Genomic DNA, 1040 nt, shown 5'->3' with positions numbered 1-1040 from the left:
CTGCCGCCGTCTCGCGAAGGATTGGGAATGCAAAAGCCGGAAAGGGCGAGCGTTCGTCCTCTTGGCCTCCATCCGCCTCATGACCCGAAAGCTCTGTCAGAAAACATTATGATGCCGGACAGACTCTGAGAACATCTACGACCGCGACGCCGGTGGGATTAAGTATTAGCCATGCCCACGGGACCAAAGGCCAGACGCGCCCTACCGACACAAACGGCAACGCCGTAAAAGCAATGCGCATCGTTACTGCAGAAGAGCCGGAGAACTTCGGCCTGACCAAACCCAAGATGAATGAGGCTGCGGCCGAGATGGGTTGAGACAGCTGCTGCGCGATCGGCAGGTATGCCGGCAGAACGTTGGGCCGAGAGATCGCACGAAATGCGGTCACCAAACGATAGGCGAAGTCGCGAGGGTGTTGACTTTTTGATACGAATGTCGGCTTCTGTAGGAAATTGCACTCCACTACAGGCACCGACATGGCCGCGGACAACCCAGCCGAAATTTTTATCGACGAGGAATTTCCTTCGACGATACGCCCCCTCATCCCATCCGCTCTGCGCCGTGCGTATGCGACTGCCGACAGAACTATCGATCAGAACGTTTATCTATCGACTCCGGGTGGTCAGTATCAGCGCGGCGATCTTATTATGTTAGCCGTGTCGTTCGAACTTGAGCGATTGGTCAAAACCGGTGACCTACCCTTCGACGGTAGTTGGGAGAACTATGCTCGGCCTACGGGCAAACATTTCGTAATTAGAACAAATCGCGCTCTGATTACAGCTAATCAAGTCGAAGATGTTAGCAAAAAACCACGCAAAGCTGTTTTCCGTGCAAATTTTGAGGAGTCCAATCAATCTCTATTGTTTGAAGACGATGAAGCAGAGCGCCGCAGAAAAATTGAGCAAGCAATCTTAGAGTCTGTCCGGCATCATAATGTTTTCTGACAGAGCTTTCGGGTCATGAGGCGGATGGAGGCCAAGAGGACGAACGCTCGCCCTTTCCGGCTTTTGCATTCCCAATCCTTCGCGAGACGGCGGCAG

At 53.3% G+C, this 1040-nt stretch carries 1 protein-coding gene and 2 pseudogenes; 2 read left to right on the top strand and 1 reads right to left on the bottom strand.

Going from position 1 to position 1040, the window contains the following annotated elements; all coding sequences use genetic code 11:
- Both FV234_RS25850 and FV234_RS25845 read left to right on the top strand, forming a co-directional pair.
- Window positions 1-112, top strand: a pseudogene (locus tag FV234_RS25850) (IS5/IS1182 family transposase); the annotation flags it as partial.
- A gap of 364 nt (window positions 113-476) precedes the next feature.
- Window positions 477-944 carry a hypothetical protein gene (locus FV234_RS25845; protein WP_147832445.1) on the top strand — a complete coding sequence of 156 codons (468 nt, stop codon included), beginning with the start codon at window positions 477-479 and terminating at the stop codon, window positions 942-944.
- Here FV234_RS25845 and FV234_RS25840 read toward each other — a convergent pair.
- Window positions 929-1040, bottom strand: a pseudogene (locus tag FV234_RS25840) (IS5/IS1182 family transposase); the annotation flags it as partial. The gene FV234_RS25845 and the pseudogene FV234_RS25840 sit on opposite strands and share 16 nt — an antisense overlap.

The sequence above is a fragment of the Methylobacterium sp. WL8 genome (assembly GCF_008040045.1).
GTDB classification, from domain to species: Bacteria; Pseudomonadota; Alphaproteobacteria; order Rhizobiales; family Beijerinckiaceae; genus Methylobacterium; species Methylobacterium cerastii.
Note: the sequence above shows the minus strand (reverse complement) of the source record. Positions and strands in the feature narration are given on the sequence as shown.

Excerpts from the sequence above, each read along its gene's own strand:
- FV234_RS25845 (WP_147832445.1), top strand. The coding sequence starts at position 477 with ATGGCCGCGGACAACCCAGCCGAAATTTTTATCGACGAGGAATTTCCT.